This is a genomic window from Brevibacterium marinum (assembly GCF_011927955.1).
In the GTDB taxonomy this organism is placed as follows: Bacteria; Actinomycetota; Actinomycetes; order Actinomycetales; family Brevibacteriaceae; genus Brevibacterium; species Brevibacterium marinum.
Window position 1 is genome coordinate 643,704 of record NZ_JAATJN010000001.1, and the last position, 16,314, is coordinate 660,017.

A 16,314-nucleotide genomic window follows, 5' to 3' on the forward strand; every position below is an offset into this window, starting at 1 on the left:
CGTCACCTCCGTCATCGGCTGCTCGTCCATAGCGGCCCAGTCTAGGAACCGAGTCTGAGTGAAGCCCTCAGGGTCGCCGACCATGTGATCGAACTCTCCGTGCCGGCGTCTTCCCCCGAGTGCGCCCCGACTCTAGAGTTCCTCTAGTGCCGACCACTGACGCCCTCCTCTCATTCCTCGCCGCCGCGCTCGTCATCATCGTGATCCCCGGGCCCACGGTGCTCTTCGTCATCGGTCAATCGCTGTCGCACGGCAGACGCTCAGGCCTGACGAGCGTGCTCGGCGGCAGCGTCGGAATCATCCCGATCATCGTGGCCGTGGCGTTCGGCGTGGGCACCGTCGTCGCCCAATCGGTCGTCATCTTCACCGTCGTCAAAATTCTCGGCGCCGCCTATCTCGTCTACCTGGGCGTTCAGGGCATCCGACACCGCAAGGTCGGCAACGACGTTCCCGTGGACCCATCGACCGCGCCCGCCGACGACGGGTCGACGCCACTTGCACCCGGAGTCGCCGCTGATCCCGAGACCGCGGCGGATCCCGGGGCCGCCGCAGCCTCGTTCGTCCCCGCTGGTCACGAGATCACCTATCGATCGATGTTCATGCAGGGCTTCATCGTCGGCATCTCGAACCCGAAGACGATCATCTTCTTCGTCGCGGCCCTTCCCCAGTTCGTCTCCCTCGAGGCAGGTCATGTGCCGCTCCAGATGATCTGCCTCGGCCTCCTCTTCCAAGCCCTCGCCTTGTTCTCGGACGGATCCTGGGCCTTCATCGCCGGGACCGCACGCAGCTGGTTCGCTCGCTCGCCGAGGCGCATGTCGCGCATCCGTGGAATCGGCGGCGGCATGCTCGTCGGCCTGGGCGGAACGCTGGCGTTCGCAAGCCAGTAGGAGCCATATCTGCCGGCAGGAACCTTCCCTGCCGACAAGGACCTTCCCCGCCGACAGGGACCTTACCTGCCGGTAGTTGTGGGCTTCCGGTCGAGAATCGTTGAATTCTCGACCGAAAGTCCACTATGACGACTGGTTCGAGAAAGCGGCGTCGAAGGAAACGCCCGCTCTCATCCACAGCAGCCCACGGATACTGACGACCGCCTCGGCGGCACTGTTCTCTCCGACGAGTCCGTGGACCGTGCCGGCGCGCACCTCGATCGCGATGTCGTGCAGCACTTCGACTCCGAAGAACTGTTTGCGGATCCCCGTGAAGCTGAGCACCGGTGTGTCTTCGCTGGGCCGGGTCTCTTCGGTCACAGCTGTTCGACCTCGACCCATGTGCGCTCGGCCGCCGATCTGAGTACGGCATCCGTCACAAGTGCCGCGCGGACGCCGTCGGCCAGCATCGGCACACCTTCACGCTTCTCACCGGCGAAGACGGCGTAGGAATCGGCGACGAAGGCGTTGAATGCGTCCTGGTACCCCTGGGGGTGTCCCGCCGGAACCGTGCACAGGCGAGCGGCGTCGGGAGACAGGGAGTCGGGGTCGCGCAGGAGGAGCCGGCTGCCGGCACGGCGACCTATCCACAGCTGCTCGGGCTGTTCCTGTGCGAACTGCAGGCTCTCTTCGGTGCCGGCTATCTCGACGACAAGTCCGTTCTTGCGTCCCGGTGCCAGCTGGGAGATGAGCACCGAGCCGATTCCCCCGCCACTCATCTCGACCGTCATCGCCACGGTGTCCTCCGTGGTCACCTGCGCTCCGCCTCGGCGAGGGTGAACGGTTCTCGTCGTTGCGACCACGGACACGATGCGCTCGTCGGTGACGAATTCGATGAGGTCGACGAGGTGGGAGCCGATGTCCGCGAAGGCGCGGGAGGGTCCTCCGGAGCCGGCGTCGACTCTCCAGTTGTCGTCGTCGGCGCTCAGCAGCCAATCCTGCAGATAGCTGGCATCGATGGTCAGCAGCGCCCCCGCTTCGCCTCGCCGGATGCGGGCGCGGGCCTCGCGGACCATCGGGTGATAGCGGTAGACGAACGGTACGGTTCCGTTCAGCCCGTGTGATCTCGCACCCTCGAGGATGGAGCGGGCAGCGGTGGGATCGGTGGCCAGCGGCTTCTCACAGATGATGTCGAAGCCCGAGTCGAGGGCCTTCAGCGAGTGTTCGGCGTGGATGCTGTTCGGGGTGCAGACATGGACGACGTCGAGGTCCTGCTCGAAGAGATCCTCCGCGGTCACGGCGATGTCGTAGCCGAACTCCGCTGCGGCCCTGCGGCTGCCGGCGGCTCCCGAGGTCGCGATCGCGGTGAACCGGGCTCCGGCTGTGCGGGCGGCCCGAGTGTGTGTGCGGGCCATGAAGCCGCCTCCCAACATCCCGATGCGAGGTGGAGGGGCGGAAGTCTGGGCAACAGTGTCCATTGACCATTCTGATTCCAACTTGCCCGCTTTTGTCAAGATATTTTTACAAGCTGTGTCTCGATCGTCATCTTCGGCAAAGATGCTTTACCGAATGTGTTTTACTGAAGGCATGAGCCAGGTGACCGTTTCGCAAGCCCCCGATCTGTCGCATGCCGGTGGGCTCTTCCAGTTGCTGCGTGACGGGCGGCCGCGGACTCGGGCCGATCTGGCGAAGTCGACCGGCCTCTCGCGTCCCACCGTCGCGCAGAGGATCGACCAGCTGCTCGGCCTCGGACTCATCACCCCCGTCAGCGCCGCCGTCTCGACAGGCGGTCGGCCGAGCTCGCAGTTCGCCTTCAATCCGCAGGCCAGAGTGGTCGTCGCCGCGGACTTCGGCGCCTCACACGCTCGCCTGGCCGTCACGGACCTGACCGGCACCGTGCTGGCAGAACTCGGCGAGGAACGTGAGATCTCAGAGGGACCCGACAGCGCCATCGAATGGCTGACCGCCTCGGCGCTGGGCCTGCTCGGCGAGGCCGAACGCAGTCCCGCGGACGTGGTCGGGGTGGGCATCGGCCTGCCCGGGCCCGTCGAATTCTCGACCGGACGCCCGATCAATCCGCCCATCATGCCCGGCTGGGACCGCTTCGATCTGCCCGGCGCCCTCAAGCAGACGTTCTCCGCCCCGGTCCTCGTCGACAATGACGTCAACATCATGGCCCTCGGCGAGCGCAGCTCGGCCTGGCCGGAGACCACGGATCTCATCTTCGTCAAGGTGGCCACCGGCATCGGCGCAGGCATCATCTCCGGCGGCTCACTGCGCCGCGGCTCGCACGGCGCCGCGGGAGACATCGGCCACGTCGCCCTGCCTCGCGCTGCCGAAGTTCCCTGTGCCTGCGGCAATCGCGGTTGCCTGGAGGCCGTCGCTTCGGGACGCGCGATCGCCGGCGAACTCGCGCGATCGGGGGCGGCGACGGCGACTCCGGCCGACGTCATGGGACTCGTCAAGACCGGCGACCTGCAGGCGATTCAGGCCGTGCGCCGAGCCGGCCGCGACCTCGGCGAGGTCCTCACCACCTGCGTGAGCCTGATGAATCCCTCCCTCATTCTCATCGGCGGGACCATGGCGCAGGCGGCCGAGCATCTTGTGGCCGGGGTCCGCGAGGTCGTCTATGCGCGCTCGGTCCCCCTGTCGACCGAACACCTGACGATCGCCCCCTCCAGAGCGGCCGGAGACGCCGCCATCCTGGGGGCGGCGCACCTGGCCATCGATGCGGCCCTCTCCCCCGACCGGATCGCCGCCGCCTTCAGCCGCTGAGTCTGCGTCCGACTCCGCTTCCTCGCACCGGACTCCACCCTCGCCCGGTCAGCCGCCTCGGATGCGGCAGCCTCCTTGCGATCGCGGCCGCCCTTTACCACTCGGTAACTGTGGGCTGGCGGTCGAAAACCGCTGAGATCTCGACCGGATCCCCACCATGACGCGCTCGCCGCAGCGTTGTTCGCTTCCTCAGAACCCGCGGTGCGTCGTGTCCCTGATCCCCAAGTCTGCGCCCGACCCCATTATCATGGAAGGTGCGTGCCCCACAACGCAGCTGCGTTCCCGCAACGAAGGAGCCCCTCTTGCCCCACAATCGAGCATTTGCCCAGGTCGATGTCTTCTCCGACGAACCCTATCGCGGCAATCCGGTCGCAGTGATCCTCGATGCCGAGGGACTCAGCAATGAGGAGATGGCTCGGATCGCGAACTGGACGAACCTGTCGGAGACCACCTTCGTGCTCCCGCCGTCCACTCCGAACGCCGATTACCGTCTGCGCATCTTCACCCCGGTCCGTGAGCTCCCCTTCGCCGGTCACCCCACCTTGGGCTCGGCGGCAGCCTGGCTGGAAGCCGGCGGCATTCCCCACAATGAAGGGACCATCGTCCAGGAGTGCGGTGCCGGACTCGTCAATCTCCGCCGAGGCGGCCGGAACCTGGCCTTCGCCGCTCCCGATCCGATTCGGTCCGGCGATCTCGACGAGGGCCTCGTCGCCCGGGTCGCAGCCGCCCTGCATGTCGATCGCAGTGAGATCCTCGGCCATCAATGGGTCGACAACGGCCCCGGGTGGGCCGCGGTGAGACTCGCGAGCGCACAGCAAGTCCTCGACCTGGAACCGGACTTCTCGCAGATCCCCGACATCAAACTCGGCGTCCTGGGGCCCCACCCCGAGGACGCCGAACACGAGTATGAGATCCGCGCCTTCGTCCCCGGAGTCGGAGTCGCCGAGGACCCCGTCACCGGCAGCCTCAACGCTTCGGTCGCCCAATGGCTCATCGGGTCCGGGATCGCACCGGAGAGATACACGGTCACGCAGGGCACCGCCCTGGGACGGGCCGGCGTCATCGCCATCTCTCATGAGGACGACGAGGTATGGGTCGGCGGTCCGACGACGGTGTGCTTGAGAGGAACGGCATTCGCATGAGTCGAGCAGCCGACAAACAGAAGGCAGGGAGCAGACACAACAAGCGCAACAGGCCGCTGAGGATCTTCCACGGCCGCATGTACTTCGCCCTCCAGGCCCTCGCCGGCGCCGCCTGGTGGCTCGGCGTGACCATGCTTCCCAGACTGCGCGAGGCGACTCTGGGCGGCCTCGACCCGATGCTCGTCGCCGTCGTCGGCATCCCGCTCTTCGTCATCGCCTCAGGATTGGCCGCACTCCACCTGCGATGGGCGGTGTGGATCACCCTCGGCTGGACTGCGCTCGTCGCGGTCTTCATGGCCATCTATGCCACCATCACCACCGAGGCGGGACTGGGTGCCGTGCTCATGATCTCGGCGACGGTGGGCAGCGTCATCGCCGGGATCCTCGTGTTCGTCGGCAGGATACCGTCCGAGCGGCTCCTCATAGGACCGTTCGCCTTCCGCAGCTCTCGCACCCGCGTCCGGTCCCAGGTCCTGGTCAGCACCATCATCCAGATCATGGTCCTCTGGGGCGTCTTCCTCATCGTCGTGCCGGCGATCATCAACTCATTCGAAGTCCGCTGGAACCTGGCCGTGAAGTTCCCCATCCTCGTCGCAGTGGCCGGCTTCGCCCTCCTCGCCTTCGCGAGCGTGCTCGGGGTGTGGTCGGCCCGGACGATTGCGAACTTCGGTTCCGGCACCCCGCTGCCGTCAGCAATGGCGAACCACCTCGTCGTTCGGGGCCCTTATGAATTCGTCCGCAACCCGATGGCGATCGCCGGCATCGCTCAGGGTGTGGCGATCGGGCTGTTCATCGGCTCGTGGTTGGTCATCGTCTATGCCATCGTCGGATCGCTGCTGTGGAACTGGCTGATCCGCCCTCATGAGGAGGCCGATCTCAGACAGCGCTTCGGCGCCGAGTTCGATGAGTACTGCCGCCGCGTCTCCTGCTGGGTGCCGACGTTCTCCCAGCCCCCGGACGAGGAAGAGGCCGACGGGGAGAACACCGGCCCTGAAGACAGCGGTGCCCTCAGACGGGAAGAGTAGTACCCGGCCATGGCCACCTCGGCCTCAGCTCGCGTCGTGCATCGTCACCGAATAGCCGTCGAGATCGACGAAGGTGAATGTCAGGCCGAAAGGGCTCGGTGCCGGAGCTCGCAGAATCTCGACGCCGGATTCGACGAGACTGTCGTGCAGCGCCTGTGAGTCATCACAGCTGAACCACAGCGCCACTCCGGTTCCCGGTCGCTCGACCGAGTCGAGATCGATGTCAGGCAACGGCTCACGGACAGCGAACGGTATCGGTGAGGTGGCGAAGAGGACTGCACCGGGAGGGGCCGCGGGAGCCCGCTTGAGTCCGATTCGCGTTTCGTAGAATTCAGCCGCCTTCTCGAGATCTCGCACCTGCAGTGCGACGAAATCCGGTCCTGTCACGGTCATGATGGTTCCCTTCGCTGAGCGGCGGCCCCGCCCCGCAATTAGCCTGTGCCGAGGGCCGCGGCGTTTCGATTCTTGTTTGTCAGGTTCCTGACATAATGAATGTATGTCAGAATACTTACATGAGTCAAGAGCCAAAGACGTCCCCCGAGTCAGAGACACCCCCGCCACTCGAGGCGATGATCGGATATCAGCTCAAACATCTGCAGTCGGCGCTGCGCTCGCGCATGGACGATGCGCTGCGGTCGATCGGGCTGTCGACCCCGCAGTACGCCTGCCTCGAACTGCTGCGCCGAACCCCGGGCGCATCGAACTCGGAGCTCGCGCGGGGAGCCTTCGTCACTCGGCAGACGATGAACACGCTGCTGCGCGGGCTGCAGGAGCGAGGCCTCGTGACCCGGCCGACGAAGGCGTCGACCGGCAGGGCGCTGCCGACGACACTGACCCCGGACGGTGAGGACGCGCTCGATCAGGCGGTCTCACACGTGGAGAGGATCTCGGCGCTCATGGTCTCGGCACTCGACGACGAACAGAAGAACAACCTCGGCGAGGCCCTCGATCTCTGCATCGGAGCGCTCGACCCGACGGCCGGCTGAAACGGGCCGACCCGTTGGCAGAACCGACCCGAGCCCCGTTGGCGACAACGGCCCGTCGACAGCGACGGCCCGACCCCCGTCGACACGCTTCCCATCGACAGAACTGCCCCGAACCACGCCTATCTCACGACGCGGTCGGTGGACTCGGGCCCCTCTCGCGGAGGAAGCAGAACCATCAGGACCAGGGCGAGGACGGCACCGATTCCCGCGCCGAGCGTGTTGGTGATCAGGTCGCTGACGGTGGCGTAGCGCGTCGGAGAGAGCAGAGTGGCCTGAGTTCCCTCGATCACGCAGGTGAAAGCGGCGCCGACCGCCCATCCGATCCACCAGCGCCTGCGCCCCAGGTGGAACGCGAGCAGGAAGCCGAAGGGAACGAACATGGCGACATTGGCCAGTTTCTCGACCCGCCCGTAGGTCAGCCACTCGGTCAACCGGTGGGAGGCGAAGAAATCGAGCACTCTGCCGATGGGACCTTCGGGACTGGTGTCGAGCTGCTGCGGCGTGAGCGTCATGAACGCGATGAACAGGGTATAGAAGATCAGCAGCACCAAGGGGACGTTGCCCACGCGCTGCCGATGACCCGTCATGGGGCAGACTTTACCGCCGAACCCTTGAGACCCGGTCAATGACCGGCGACCGGGCCTCCGTCAATGAACCCAGCTTCCGGCTCAGTCGGCTCGGCTCAGTCGACCTTGGTCGCGAATCGGGCGCTGAGCTCCTCGACCCGCTGGTCGCGGTGCTCCCGACGCATCCATCCTGCACTCTCGAGCAGTCCGATCCCGTGCAGGGCGCCCCAGAACACCTCCGTGCTCGCGGGATCGCCGATGACGTCGGCCAGCGCGTCGAAGCCGGCGCGCAGCTCTGGCTCGTTGCCCTCCTCCGCAAAGCGAGCATCGAACGGCTGGCGGAACATCGCCTCGTAGACCGCGGGATGGGCATTGGCGAATTCGAGATACGAGTTCGCCACGGCCGCTATCGCCTGCTTGCCCGTCTTGCCGCCGGCTGCGGATCGGCATCGCTGCGCGAGGTCGGTGAAGCCTGCAAGCGCGATCGCCAGCATGATCTCCGCCTTGCCCCCGGGAAAGTGACCGTAGAGCACCGGCTGCGAATATCCGATGGCATCGGCGAGATGCCGGGTTGTCACCGACGCCCACCCATTGCTGTCGGCGCGCTCACGGGCAGCGTCGAGGATCTTCAATCGCCGCTCGTCATTGCGCTCCTGCCGCTTCGTCCGCGCAGGGTGTACCGACTGCTCCGCCTGCACGGGCCGACTCGCCCGTGCCCGCCGGTCCGCCTGATCCGCCATGCGACTCCCCTTGCGCTTCGCCGTCCCCGGACATACTCTATCACTGCTAGAAATCCTATCGTTGCTAGATCGAGAGGATCTCCCATGGAACCCGTTCTCGCCGTCATCACCACGACAGTCGTCGGCCTCATGGTCGGAGTCGAATTCGCGGTCGCCTTCGTCATCAACCCGATCACGCACCGCCTGCCGGTCGCGGCCTCTCTGGCCGCCCGCACCGACGGCGGACGCATGCTCGGACGCACGATGCCGTTCTGGTACATCGGCTCGCTCGTTCTCACCGTCGGCCTGGCCGTGCTCACGTGGGGCTTGACCACCACCCTGGCGCTCATCGCCGCGGGGCTGCTCGCCATCAGCGTGATCATGTCGATCCTGCTGCTGGTCCCGATCAACAACCGCTCGCTGTCGTGGACCGCGGAGGACCACCCGGAGGATTGGCGCGAACAGTACCGGCGCTGGGACAGATGGCACTACGTCCGCGTGGCGATCATCGTCGCGGCGTTCGTGCTCATTGCGGTCGCCACCGCCGTGCTCTGAGCACAGGAAGCGATGCTCTGAACACGGCAGGCGATGTTCTGAGCACAGGAAACGGTGCCCTGAGCACAGCAGACGGTGGGTCTCAGACGGTCGCGGCCACCTCGGCGTCTGAGAAGGTCGAGGTGTCGATGACGGCACGGAAGTACACGTCCCCGGCGACGACGCGGTCGTATGTCGCGTCCGCTTCGTCGATGCCGACGGTCTCGATCTTTGCCGCGATGTCGTGCTTCGCGCAGAAGTCGAGCATCTCCTGGGTCTCGGCGATGCCGCCGATCATCGATCCGGCCAGCACCTTGGAACCGCCGATCACGGAGGCGAAGGACAGCTGCTGCTTCTCCGGGGGCATGCCGACGACGGTCATGACACCACGCGGCTTGAGCAGACTCAGGTACTTGTCGACCGGAATGTCGGCGCTGATCGTGTTGAGGAGGAGGTCGAACTCTCCGCGGTGCTCGCGGAAGAAGTCCTCCTCTGTCGTCGCGAGCATCTGCTTCGCACCGAGTTCGAGGGCCGCCTTCTCCTTATTCAGGGTGCGGGAGAGGACGGTGACGTCCGCACCCATGGCGACGGCGATCTGGACGCCCATGTGGCCGAGTCCGCCGAGTCCCAGCACGGCGACCTTCTTCGGGGCGCCGTCCTTGGTCTCGCCGACTCCCCAGCGATTGAGCGGTGCGTAGGTGGTGATTCCGGCGCACAGCAGCGGGGCTGCGACGTCGAAGTCGAGGGCATCGGGGATTCGGCAGACGAAGCCCTCGTTGACGACGACCTTCTCGGAATAGCCGCCCTGGGTGATGGTGCCGTCGACGTCGGTGACGTTGTAGGTGCCGACGTTGCCGTTCAGACAGTTCTGCTCCTGGCCGGCCCGGCACTCCTCGCACTCTCCGCAGGAGTTGACCATGCAGCCCACGCCCACGCGATCGCCGACCTTCCAGTCGGTGACCTCGCTGCCGACGGCTTCGACGACGCCGGCGATCTCGTGGCCGACGGTCAGGGGGAAGTTCGCCTCGCCCCATTCGTTGCGGATGGTGTGGATGTCGCTGTGGCAGATTCCGGCCGCCCTGATGTCGATGACGACGTCATCGGCCCTGGGGTCGCGGCGCTCGATGTTCGCGACGCGGAAGGGCCGGTCGGGGCCGGTCTTCTGCAGTGCCTTGACGGTGAAAGTCATGAGATCTCCTCTGTGGTCTTGCGATTCCGGGCGCTGTGGCGACTCCGAGTGCCTCGACGGCTCCGAACGGAACCGGAGACACCTCAAATGCAGCACCGCTGATGGATCGCATATTCCCACGTCAACCGTGATCTCCGCCCCACGTGATCGTCCTTGGCCGCGCACGGTTCCTTCGCACCGCGCTAGTCCTTCTCGGCACGCTCGGAGATCGTGAGCTCGAGTGGGAAGTCCACGGGTGCGTTGCCGAACAGGAGCTTGCCCGCCGAGGCGGCCGCTTCCCTGATCGCGGCCGCCGCGGCCTCGGCGTGCTGTGCCGGGGAGTGCACGATGACCTCGTCATGCAGGAAGAACACGAGGTGGGCCTGCCGCGAGAACACCGGCCCGGAGGCTGTCGCCGAGGTGGTTCCCGGTTCCCCCTCGACCGTCGGAAGATCGACCGCCGGCAGCCGTGCCAGTCGCAGTCTGAGATCGGCCAGCCAGGCGAGCGCCCATTCGGCCGCGGTTCCCTGGACGACGAAGTTGCGGGTGAATCTCCCCTGGTCACCGGCTGCGCGACGGGCACGGTTCTCGTCGGCCGAGGTGGCGTCGAACCGGTTCGCCGCCCTCTGCACCCGGCTCCACCCCTCGCCGGGCACCGGAGATGTGCGACCGAGCCAGGTGGACACGACACCTCCGTTCGAGCCCACCTCGGCGGCGGAATCGACCAAGGACATCGCGGCGGGGAAACTCGCGCGCAGACGGGGCACGAGCCGCCCGCTGTCACCGGTCGTGGACCCATACATCGCGCCGAGGACGGCGATCTTCGCCTCCTGCCTGGTCGCGACGATGCCCTCGTCGACGAGTCCCGAGTAGAGGTCGCGGCCCCGTCCGGCCTCCGCCATGGCGCGGTCCCCGGCCATGGCGGCCAGCGCCCGCGGCTCGAGCTGGGCGACATCGGCCGAGACCAGCCGCCAGCCGGGGTCCGCGCGCAGGGCCGGGCGCAGCTGTCGGGGTATCTGGAGAGCACCGCCGCCGCTGGCCGCCCAGCGCCCGGTGACGACTCCCCCGGGAACGTAGACGGGACGGTATCGACCCTCGTCGACCCATTCGTCGAGCCAGGCCCAGCCATTGGCGGACAGCAGCCGAGCCTGCTTCTTGTATTCCAGCAGGGGCGCGATGGCGGGATGCTCGCTCTCCTGCAGCTCCCATTTCGAGGTCGAGGCGACATTGATGCCAGCGGCGTGGAGGGAGTGGAGGAGTTTGACGTGGGAGTCGAGGTTCGCCCGCGGATCATCGAGGGCGGTGCGGACCTGTTCGGCCACGGCGAGCATCTTCTCCGGCTTCGCGTCCCCTGCCGGGCGAGGACCGAGCTCCTCAGCGAGGATCCGGTCGTGCTCCTCGACGTCCCAGGGCACCCCGGCCGCCTGCATCTCCGCGGCCACGAGACCGCCCGCGGACTCCGCGGCCAGGAGCAGACGCAGCCGTCCCGGATCGGCTGCGCTCGCGAGTGCAGCCGATTGCCGGTCGAACTCGGCGAGGGCGGAATCGATGTCGTGCGGGACCTGCTTGATGCGGCTGCGGCGCTCGGTGACGTCGAAGAGTGCCTCGGCCTCGGGAGCGGCCGGCGCACTGACCGGGTCCGCGTCCCACTCCTCGGCAGCGGCCACGGCACCACCATCCCTCACGGACTCCGAGCGCATGAGGATCGCATGACTCAGCCGCAGGTCATGGCAGCGCTCGATCCGCACACCGGCGCTCAGCAGGGCGGGGCACCAGTTCGGGGCATCACTGAAGACCCACCTCGGCCGTCCTTGTGACTCGCGCTCACGGACGAAGTCCGGCAGCTCGTCCGCGCCGAGGCGGTGGCTGCCGATCCGCACTCGATCGCCGTCGAGGTCCACGACGGCGAGCATGGAACCCATTCCGCGCACACCACCGAGGCTGTCGTCGGGGGTACGACCGATCACACACCATTCATGGGAGCCGGCGGGTGGGGTGGTCATGCCTCCACAGTACTGCGAAGTGCATCTGAACCGCCGCCCGAGATCGTCGGCACCGTGGCCAGGGGAGCGTTCCTCGCGGATCGAATCGACGGCCGACGAACGCCCTGACTCACTCGCCGCCGGTGAGTGGAACCGGAGGACGGCATATGATGGAGTCATCATGACTGCACCACAGAACCGCGCCCGCTGCGCAGCAGCGATCAGGCACGTTCCCGACGGCACCCACTGAGCCGCACTGCATGCACAACGACTCTCCACCCGACCCGGCAGCTGCCTTGAGTGCTCGAGGCGCTGTCCCGCGAACTGCCGCGCAGGGCCACGCTCATGCGAAGGCGATCCTCTTCGGTGAACACGCCGTGGTCTACGGTGCCCCCGCCCTCGCCGTGCCTCTGCACGGGCTCGGGGCGCAGGCCGATCTCCGCCTCACCCCAGGGCGCGAGACGCGCATCGAAAGCCAGCTGTTCGCCGGAACCGTCCAAGCGGCACCACAGCCGATGAGCCCCGTGGTCACAGGACTGCGCGCGGCCCTCGAGGCAACGGGAGATGCCGACGCCGAGGTGCAGCTGCGCATCCGCAGTTCGATTCCGCACAGTCGTGGCCTCGGTTCGAGCGCCGCGGTCGCCACCGCAGTCGCACGGGCCGCGGCTGATCTCCGCGACGTGGTGTTCGATGACGACACGCTCCACACCATCGTGACGAAAGCGGAGTCCGTTGCACACGGCCGACCCAGCGGCATCGACGCCCGCGCCGTTGCAGCACAGCTGCCCATCCGCTTCCGGGACGGTCGTGCCACCGCGATCAACGTCGGCCGGCGGCTGATCTTCGTGGTCGCGGACTCCGGCCATCATGGCTCCACCGCCGAGGCGGTCGCCGGCGTCCACGCACTGCGCGCCGCCCAACCGACGACCGTCAGGGCTGCGATCTCCCGACTCGCAGAGCTCACAGAGCACGCGGTCGACGATGTACGATCCGGTGACCTCGCCGCTCTCGGTTCGCGGATGTCCGATGCCCACCGGGTCCTGGCGAGCATCGCAGTCAGCACCCCGGCCCTCGATGCGCTCGTCGAAGCGGCACTCGCCTCCGGAGCGTACGGAGCCAAGCTCACGGGCGGCGGTCTGGGAGGCTGTATCCTCGCCCTCGCCGACTCGGATGAACAGGCCGAACACTTGGCGCTTGCGCTGCGCATCGCCGGAGCCCCACGCACCTGGACAACGGAGATTTCCACGACATGAGAACGACAACCGCTCGCGCGTACCCGAACATCGCGCTCATCAAATACTGGGGCAAACGCGACGAGGCTCGAATTCTCCCAGCGGCAGGCAGCCTGTCCATGACGCTCGACGCCTTCGAGACGACGACCACGGTCATACCGACACCTGACGGTGTTGCCGACACCCTTGAACTCGACGGTCAACCCGCCGACGAGGAGGCGACACGACGCATCGCCGCGTTCCTCGACCACGTCCGGGCACTGGCCGGCTCCGAGCAGAAGGTCATGGTGGCCTCGCGCAACTCGGTGCCCACCGGAGCGGGCCTGGCCTCGTCCGCATCCGGCTTCGCCGCCCTCGCGACCGCGGCCGCTGCCGCCTTCGAACTCGACCTCGACACCCGCGATCTCAGCCGCCTCGCCCGACTCGGCTCGGGCTCGGCCTGCCGTTCGGTGCTGCCCGGTGTGTCCGTCTGGCATGCGGGCGACGATGAGACCTCGTTCGCCGAGCCCGTCAGCGCACCCGACATGCGGATGGTGGTTCTCACCGTCGATCGCGGACGCAAGCCGATATCGAGCCGCAGCGCCATGCGTCTCACCGCCGCCACCTCACCCTTCTACGATGCCTGGGTGGCTTCGACCGAAACGAGCCTGTCGGCAATGATCGACGCCTGCAGCGAAGGCGACTTCACGAGGATCGGTGAGATCACGGAGTCGCACGCACTGCGGATGCATGCCCTCATCCAGTCGACGACCCCGCCGATCCGGTTCCTCCGTCCGCAGAGCGTGGCCATCTTCGACGCGGTCGAGAAGCTGCGCGAGAACGGACTCGAGGCCTATTCCACAGCGGACGCAGGACCCAATGTCGTGGTCCTCGTCAGGCCCGAGAACACCGAGGCCGTCGCACGGGCGCTCGAGGGACTCGGCGACATCCGCATCGTCGGTCCGGGCCCTGGAGCTCAGCTGCTGCCCGAAGGCTCAGAGGTACCCTCGGGCGCCGAGGTACCCGAGGGTTCAGAGGGACCCGAAGGTGCAGAGATATCCGAGGGCACAGAGGCCCCGGGATCGAAGGAGGGGAGGCAATGATCGAGAAACGTGCTCCCGGCAAACTCTTCGTCGCCGGAGAATACGCCGTCGTCGAACCCGGCCAACCCGCCGTGCTCGTCGCAGTCGACCGCTGCATCACGGTGCGGCTCACGGAAAGCCAGGATGCAGGTCGCGTTCACTCGAGCGAATACGGCCAGGCCCCGCTGGTCTGGGTCCGCGACGAGAACGGCGAGAACATCGTCCTCGAACACCGACCGGCCGATTATGTGCTCTCAGCGATCTCCATCGTCGAAGAGCTGCGCTCCAGCTTCGGCGCGCCCCCGCGCTACTTCGACCTCGACATCTCCAGCGAACTCGATGACGCCAGCGGCCGGAAGTTCGGTCTCGGCTCCTCGGGCGCGGTGACGGTGGCCACAATCGCAGCCCTCGACGAGTTCTACGCCCTGGGACTGACCCGCACAGAACGCTACAAGCTCGCCCTGCTCGCGACGATCGCCATCGCCCCCAACGCATCGGGCGGGGATCTCGCAGCGAGCACCTTCGGCGGGTGGATCCGCTATTCCTCACCGGACCGGGCGGCTCTGAAGCTTCACCGCGAAGTCCACGGAGTCGCCTCGGCGCTGCATTGCAGCGAATGGGCAGGGTCCGGGGCCACCCGCATCATCCCACCCGAATCCCTGCGCCTGCTCGTCGGCTGGACCGGTTCCCCGGCTTCGACGGAGCACCTCGTCAAACGCGTGCACACCCCCGGCGATGAGAAGCCCCTCCCGTTCGAATCGTTCACGTCCGAGAGCCGCGCCTGCGTCGATGCTCTCGTCGACGCCTTCGATCAGGACGACGCGGCCGTCGCCCTCGAGAACATCCGGCAGACACGCCGACTGCTCCAGCGACTCGGCGAGTCCTCGGGCAGTCGGATCGAAACCGATCAGCTGCGCTTGCTGTGCGATATCGCCGAGACCTACGGTGCCGCGGCCAAGCCCTCGGGCGCCGGCGGCGGCGACTGCGGCATCGCCCTCTCCGACGCAAGCCTGCCGACAATCGACATCCTCCGCGAATGGGAGCGCCACGGCATCCAGCGCCTCAGCCTCTCCCCACACCGAGCAGAAGGCGGCATCGATGAATTCTGAGACACCGGACAACGGCTCCTCCCGCCCAGGACGCAAGGATGACCATGTGCGCCTGGCATCGGAGCAGCGCGGCGACGCCCCGCCGCGCACCGACTACGACGACCTCGAGTTCGTCCACCATGCCCTGGCCGGGACGAATCCCGAACGGGTCGACCTGTCGGTGACCGTCGGCGATTGGACCTGGCCGACCCCCTTCTACGTCAATGGCATGACCGGGGGCACCGAGACCACGGCCCGGATCAACCGTGACCTCGCGATCGCGGCCGCCGAAACCGGGATGCCGATGGCCTGCGGCTCGATGAGCGTGGCGCTCGAGGATCCGATCGCCGCACAGGGATTCACCGTGATCCGCGAGGAGAATCCGAATGGATTCGTCATGGCCAACCTCGGCGCCGGACGCGGCCCAGAGGATGCCAGGCGAGCGGTCGGGCTCCTCAACGCCGACGCTCTCCAGATCCACCTCAACCCGGTGCAGGAGACCGCAATGCCCGAGGGCACCCGCGATTTCTCCGAATGGGCGCACGGACTCGAACGCATCGTCGAGGCATGCCCCGTGCCCGTCGTCGTCAAGGAGGTCGGGTTCGGGCTGAGCAGGCCCACCCTGGAGCTCCTGGAGTCGATCGGCGTGCGACTGGCCGATGTCAGCGGCGCCGGTGGCACCGATTTCCTGCGCATCGAGAACGCCCGCAGCACGGGCAGCGACTTCTCGATGCTCTCGGGGTTCGGGCAGTCGGCACTGGCCTGCCTGCTCGACGCACCTGCGCGCTCCCCTGTGCTTCTCGCCTCGGGCGGTGTGCGTCACCCCTACGACGTCGTCAAGGCACTCGCCTGCGGAGCCAGAGCCGTCGGGGTCGCCGGGACGTTCCTCCAGGCGGTGATCGATGGCGGCGCCGAGGGGCTCGTCGAGGTCGTGAACACGTGGCAGGCTCAGACGCGGGCACTGTTCGCTCTGCTCGGAGCCGAACGCGCCGACGACCTGACCCGCACGGATCTGCTCACACGCGGCCGTCTCGGGGAGTTCTGCCGTCTGCGTGGAATCGATGTCGAGGCGCTGTCTCGCCGCTCGCAGAACCGTTTTCCGGCACCCTGAGCTCCGCTTTCCGACACTCTGAGAACCGCATTCCGGCATCGGACACGAAACAGCCCTCC

General features: G+C 67.1%; 17 protein-coding genes. 10 read left to right on the forward strand and 7 right to left on the reverse strand.

Going from position 1 to position 16,314, the window contains the following annotated elements; all coding sequences use genetic code 11:
- Positions 1-146 precede the first annotated feature (146 nt).
- Positions 147-887, forward strand: a complete 741-nt coding sequence (locus BKA07_RS02795; RefSeq protein WP_167949556.1) for a LysE family transporter — start codon at positions 147-149, stop codon at positions 885-887.
- A 123-nt stretch (positions 888-1,010) separates the two neighbouring features.
- Here BKA07_RS02795 and BKA07_RS02800 read toward each other — a convergent pair whose 3' ends face one another.
- Together BKA07_RS02800 and BKA07_RS02805 are read right to left on the reverse strand one after the other, a co-directional pair.
- Positions 1,011-1,247, reverse strand: coding sequence for a hypothetical protein (locus BKA07_RS02800; protein ID WP_209043843.1), 237 nt, complete (start codon positions 1,245-1,247; stop codon positions 1,011-1,013).
- Positions 1,244-2,344, reverse strand: coding sequence for a Gfo/Idh/MocA family protein (locus BKA07_RS02805; protein WP_167949558.1), 1,101 nt, complete (start codon positions 2,342-2,344; stop codon positions 1,244-1,246). The genes BKA07_RS02800 and BKA07_RS02805 overlap by 4 nt, the downstream gene beginning before the upstream one ends.
- A 109-nt stretch (positions 2,345-2,453) precedes the next feature.
- Between BKA07_RS02805 and BKA07_RS02810 the strand changes: the two genes are divergently transcribed.
- From BKA07_RS02810 to BKA07_RS02820, 3 genes are all read left to right on the forward strand, one after another.
- A complete protein-coding gene (locus tag BKA07_RS02810) occupies positions 2,454-3,641 on the forward strand; it encodes an ROK family transcriptional regulator (RefSeq protein ID WP_167949559.1) in 1,188 nt (395 codons plus the stop codon).
- A 302-nt stretch (positions 3,642-3,943) separates the two neighbouring features.
- On the forward strand, positions 3,944-4,783 hold the full coding sequence (locus BKA07_RS02815; protein ID WP_167949560.1) for a PhzF family phenazine biosynthesis protein: 840 nt from the start codon (positions 3,944-3,946) through the stop codon (positions 4,781-4,783).
- Positions 4,780-5,808, forward strand: coding sequence for a methyltransferase family protein (locus BKA07_RS02820; RefSeq protein WP_167949561.1), 1,029 nt, complete (start codon positions 4,780-4,782; stop codon positions 5,806-5,808). The genes BKA07_RS02815 and BKA07_RS02820 overlap by 4 nt, the downstream gene beginning before the upstream one ends.
- 24 nt (positions 5,809-5,832) lie before the next feature.
- On the opposite strand, the gene BKA07_RS02825 is transcribed toward BKA07_RS02820, so the two are convergent.
- Positions 5,833-6,201 carry a VOC family protein gene (locus BKA07_RS02825; RefSeq protein WP_167949562.1) on the reverse strand — a complete coding sequence of 123 codons (369 nt, stop codon included), beginning with the start codon at positions 6,199-6,201 and terminating at the stop codon, positions 5,833-5,835.
- A gap of 119 nt (positions 6,202-6,320) precedes the next feature.
- Between BKA07_RS02825 and BKA07_RS02830 the strand changes: the two genes are divergently transcribed.
- Positions 6,321-6,794 carry a MarR family winged helix-turn-helix transcriptional regulator gene (locus BKA07_RS02830; RefSeq protein WP_167949563.1) on the forward strand — a complete coding sequence of 158 codons (474 nt, stop codon included), beginning with the start codon at positions 6,321-6,323 and terminating at the stop codon, positions 6,792-6,794.
- A gap of 119 nt (positions 6,795-6,913) precedes the next feature.
- Here the strand turns inward: BKA07_RS02830 and BKA07_RS02835 are convergent, their stop codons facing one another.
- Both BKA07_RS02835 and BKA07_RS02840 read right to left on the reverse strand, forming a co-directional pair.
- A complete protein-coding gene (locus BKA07_RS02835) occupies positions 6,914-7,381 on the reverse strand; it encodes a VanZ family protein (RefSeq protein WP_209043844.1) in 468 nt (155 codons plus the stop codon).
- Between the two features lie 95 nt (positions 7,382-7,476).
- Complete coding sequence (locus BKA07_RS02840; RefSeq protein ID WP_167949564.1) at positions 7,477-8,100, reverse strand: TetR/AcrR family transcriptional regulator; 624 nt, start codon at positions 8,098-8,100, stop codon at positions 7,477-7,479.
- A gap of 84 nt (positions 8,101-8,184) precedes the next feature.
- On the opposite strand from BKA07_RS02840, the gene BKA07_RS02845 reads away from it, so the two are divergent.
- Complete coding sequence (locus BKA07_RS02845) at positions 8,185-8,634, forward strand: anthrone oxygenase family protein (protein ID WP_167949565.1); 450 nt, start codon at positions 8,185-8,187, stop codon at positions 8,632-8,634.
- A gap of 82 nt (positions 8,635-8,716) precedes the next feature.
- On the opposite strand, the gene BKA07_RS02850 is transcribed toward BKA07_RS02845, so the two are convergent.
- Both BKA07_RS02850 and BKA07_RS02855 read right to left on the reverse strand, forming a co-directional pair.
- Complete coding sequence (locus BKA07_RS02850) at positions 8,717-9,802, reverse strand: NAD(P)-dependent alcohol dehydrogenase (protein ID WP_167949566.1); 1,086 nt, start codon at positions 9,800-9,802, stop codon at positions 8,717-8,719.
- A gap of 182 nt (positions 9,803-9,984) precedes the next feature.
- Entirely contained in the window at positions 9,985-11,784 is a 1,800-nt protein-coding gene (locus BKA07_RS02855; protein WP_167949567.1) for a bifunctional 3'-5' exonuclease/DNA polymerase, read from the reverse strand.
- 239 nt (positions 11,785-12,023) lie between these two features.
- On the opposite strand from BKA07_RS02855, the gene mvk reads away from it, so the two are divergent.
- From mvk to fni, 4 genes are read left to right on the forward strand one after another with little or no spacing between them, the layout of a single operon-like run.
- Positions 12,024-13,016, forward strand: coding sequence for a mevalonate kinase (mvk, locus tag BKA07_RS02860; protein WP_167949568.1), 993 nt, complete (start codon positions 12,024-12,026; stop codon positions 13,014-13,016).
- A complete protein-coding gene (gene mvaD / locus BKA07_RS02865) occupies positions 13,013-14,077 on the forward strand; it encodes a diphosphomevalonate decarboxylase (protein WP_167949569.1) in 1,065 nt (354 codons plus the stop codon). Before mvk ends, mvaD begins: the two co-directional genes overlap by 4 nt.
- On the forward strand, positions 14,074-15,165 hold the full coding sequence (locus tag BKA07_RS02870; protein ID WP_167949570.1) for a phosphomevalonate kinase: 1,092 nt from the start codon (positions 14,074-14,076) through the stop codon (positions 15,163-15,165). Before mvaD ends, BKA07_RS02870 begins: the two co-directional genes overlap by 4 nt.
- Positions 15,155-16,255, forward strand: coding sequence for a type 2 isopentenyl-diphosphate Delta-isomerase (gene fni, locus BKA07_RS02875; protein WP_167949571.1), 1,101 nt, complete (start codon positions 15,155-15,157; stop codon positions 16,253-16,255). The genes BKA07_RS02870 and fni overlap by 11 nt, the downstream gene beginning before the upstream one ends.
- Positions 16,256-16,314: the final 59 nt, after the last annotated feature.